Origin of the sequence: Kitasatospora sp. NPDC007106 (genome assembly GCF_040634455.1) — a bacterium.
Classification (GTDB): domain Bacteria; phylum Actinomycetota; class Actinomycetes; order Streptomycetales; family Streptomycetaceae; genus Kitasatospora; species Kitasatospora arboriphila.
The window spans coordinates 1-2,908 of sequence record NZ_JBEYFP010000724.1 but is presented as its reverse complement, the minus strand read 5'-3'; the positions used below and the strand labels follow the sequence as shown (position 1 = coordinate 2,908).

The following is a 2,908-nucleotide window of genomic DNA, read 5'->3' as shown; positions in this document are numbered from 1 at the left end:
GCGGCCCAGGTGGTGAGCGCGGCCCGGGGCGCGCGGGGCGCCCAGGCGCTGCGGGCGAGCTGCCGCGGCGCGAGCCAGCCGGTGACGGCCAGGAACGCGGCCAGGAGTACCAGGACGGTCATGGCCGGCCGTTCTCGGTCCGGTCGAGGATGTCGCGCAGGGTGCGGGCCTGGGTGCTGTCCATGCTGTCGACGAACAACTGCAGGGCGGCGTGCTGGTCGCCGGTGTCCCCGAGGGCGTCGCGCATGAGCTCGGCGGTGTGGGCGGCCCGGGAGCGGGTCGGCGCGTAGATCCAGGCCCGGCCCTCCTTGTGCCGGCTGAGCCAGCCCTTCTGGTGGAGGATGTCCGCGACCGTGGTCACCGTGGTGTAGGCGACCGGCCGGGTCCGGTTGAGGTCGTCGACGATCTCGCGGACGCTCGCGGGCCGGTCCCACGCCCACAGCCGCTCCATGATCTCGGCCTCCAGATGCCCGAACCCTCGCACATCGACCTCCCTTCCGTGCACACCTTAAGCCCGCGGCCGGATGCGCCCGGGACGGTGCCGCAGGCAGGGGGCGCCGGACTCCTCGGAGCCGCCGGGTGGGAAGGCCGCCCGCCCCGCCCCTCCCCGGTGGAGGAGCCCTGCCGCCGATCGGGGGTGGTGGACGGGCGGCGGGTGACGGTGCGGGGCGGCCTCCCGGATGCGGGGTGGGAGCTCACTTACGCTGGCCTGGTCCTCCGCCGGGCCGGCCCGGTGCCCTTGTACTGACGGGAGTGCAACGGTGGTCTCAGCTCCGTCGGGCCAGGGCGCGGCACCGTCCAGGCGGTCGCGGTTCCGTGCCTGGATGCTCGAGGGCATGGCGGACACCGCCAAGCAGCACCCCGGCCCGCACGCCGAACTGCCCGAGGAGCACGGCCAGCGCTGGTGGCGCGTCATGTGCCTGACCGGACTGGACTACTTCTCCACCCTCGGCTACCAGCCCGGCATTGCCGCCCTCGCGGCCGGCCTGCTCTCGCCGGTGGCCACCATCGTGCTCGTCCTCGTCACCCTGTGCGGGGCGCTGCCGGTGTACCGCCGGGTGGCGAAGGAGAGCCCGCACGGCGAGGGCTCGATCGCCATGCTGGAACGGCTGCTGAGCTTCTGGCAGGGCAAGCTGTTCGTGCTGGCGCTGCTGGGCTTCGCCGCCACCGACTTCCTCATCACCATCACGCTCTCGGCCGCCGACGCCACCGCCCACATGGTGGAGAACCCGCATCTCACCAGCAGCCTGCAGGGCCGCGAGGTGCTGATCACCCTGCTGCTCATCGCGCTGCTGGGCGCCGTCTTCCTCAAGGGGTTCAGCGAGGCGATCGGTGTCGCCGTCTTCCTGGTGGCCGTCTACCTGGCGCTGAACGTGGTGGTGGTCGCGACGGGCCTGGTGAAGGTGCTCTCCGACCCCGACCTGATCACCGACTGGACGCACGCCCTCACCGCCGAGCACGGCAACGTGGTCGCGATGATCGGCGTCTCGCTGATCGTCTTCCCCAAGCTCGCCCTCGGCCTGTCCGGCTTCGAGACCGGCGTCGCCGTGATGCCGCACATCAAGGGCGATCCCGGGGACACCGAGGAGAAGCCGGTCGGCCGGATCAGGGGCGCCCGCAAGCTGCTCACCACCGCGGCCCTGATCATGAGCGTCTTCCTGATCACCAGTAGTTTCGTCACCACCCTGCTGATCCCCGCCCCCGCCTTCGAGCCGGGCGGTGCGGCCAACGGCCGGGCCCTCGCCTACCTCGCCCACGAGTACCTCGGCACCGCCTTCGGCACCGTCTACGACATCTCCACCATCGCCATCCTCTGGTTCGCCGGCGCCTCGGCGATGGCCGGCATGCTCAATCTGATGCCGCGCTACCTGCCGCGCTACGGCATGGCCCCGCACTGGGCGCGGGCCGTCCGCCCGACCGTGCTGGTGCTGACCGCGGTGGCCTTCCTGGTCACCTGGATCTTCGACGCGAGCGTCGACAAGCAGGGCGGCGCGTACGCGACCGGCGTCCTGGTGCTGATCAGCTCGGCCGCCGTGGCCGTCACCATCGCGGCCCGCAAGGCCGGTGAGCGCCGCTGGGCGATCGGCTTCGCGGTGATCGCGGCGGTGTTCCTCTACACCACGGGCGCGAACATCGCCGAGCGGCCCGACGGCGTGAAGATCGGCGCCTGCTTCATCGCGGCGATCGTGCTGATCTCGCTGGCCTCGCGGCTCGCCCGCGCCTTCGAACTGCGGGTCACCGACGTCGTCCTCGACACCCTCGCCGAGCGGTTCGTCCGTGACGGCACGCACCGGGAGATCCGGCTGATCGCCAACGAGCCGCACCGCCGCGACCTCGTCGAGTACCGGGACAAGCTGCACCAGATCCGCGCGGACAACGCGATCCCCGCCGAGGACGACCTGGTCTTCGTCGAGGTCACCGTCCGCGACCCGTCCGACTTCGAGGCCGAACTGCAGGTGCGCGGCGAGGTGCTGCACGACCGCTTCCGGGTGCTCACCCTGGAGCACTCCAGCGTGCCCAACGCGCTCGCCGCGCTGCTGCTGCACGTCCGGGACACCACCGGGCAGCAGCCGCACATCTACTTCGAGTGGACGGAGGGCAATCCGTTCGCCCAGTTCCTGCGGTTCTTCCTGTTCGGCCAGGGCGAGGTCGCCCCGGTCACCCGCGAGGTGCTCCGCGAGGCCGAGTCGGATCCGGCGCGCCGCCCGCACGTCCACGTCGGCTGACCACCGGTCACGGACCGCCGGCCCGGGCTCAGGCCGCGGGGACCCGGGCCGGCGCGGGGCCGTGGACCCGGCGGTCCGGCCGTACCGCGAGGACCGGGCGGCGAGATCGGCAGAGCGTGGGGGGGGGGGAGAGTGGTGTGGATTGGGTGGGGATCTCGGTGGGCGGCGGGGGCTGAGACTAG

2 protein-coding genes are annotated in these 2,908 nt (G+C 72.4%); one reads left to right on the top strand and one right to left on the bottom strand.

What is annotated here, in order from left to right:
- Nucleotides 1-118: 118 nt before the first annotated feature.
- On the bottom strand, nucleotides 119-484 hold the full coding sequence (locus ABZ641_RS31405; RefSeq protein WP_344624249.1) for a BlaI/MecI/CopY family transcriptional regulator: 366 nt from the start codon (nucleotides 482-484) through the stop codon (nucleotides 119-121).
- Nucleotides 485-824: 340 nt separating this feature from the next.
- Between ABZ641_RS31405 and ABZ641_RS31400 the strand changes: the two genes are divergently transcribed.
- Nucleotides 825-2,726, top strand: coding sequence for an amino acid transporter (locus ABZ641_RS31400; protein ID WP_344624250.1), 1,902 nt, complete (start codon nucleotides 825-827; stop codon nucleotides 2,724-2,726).
- The last annotated feature ends 182 nt before the right edge of the window (nucleotides 2,727-2,908 follow it).

Coding starts and splice junctions, on each gene's coding strand:
- ABZ641_RS31400 (WP_344624250.1), top strand. CDS start 825: ATGCTCGAGGGCATGGCGGACACCGCCAAGCAGCACCCCGGCCCGCAC.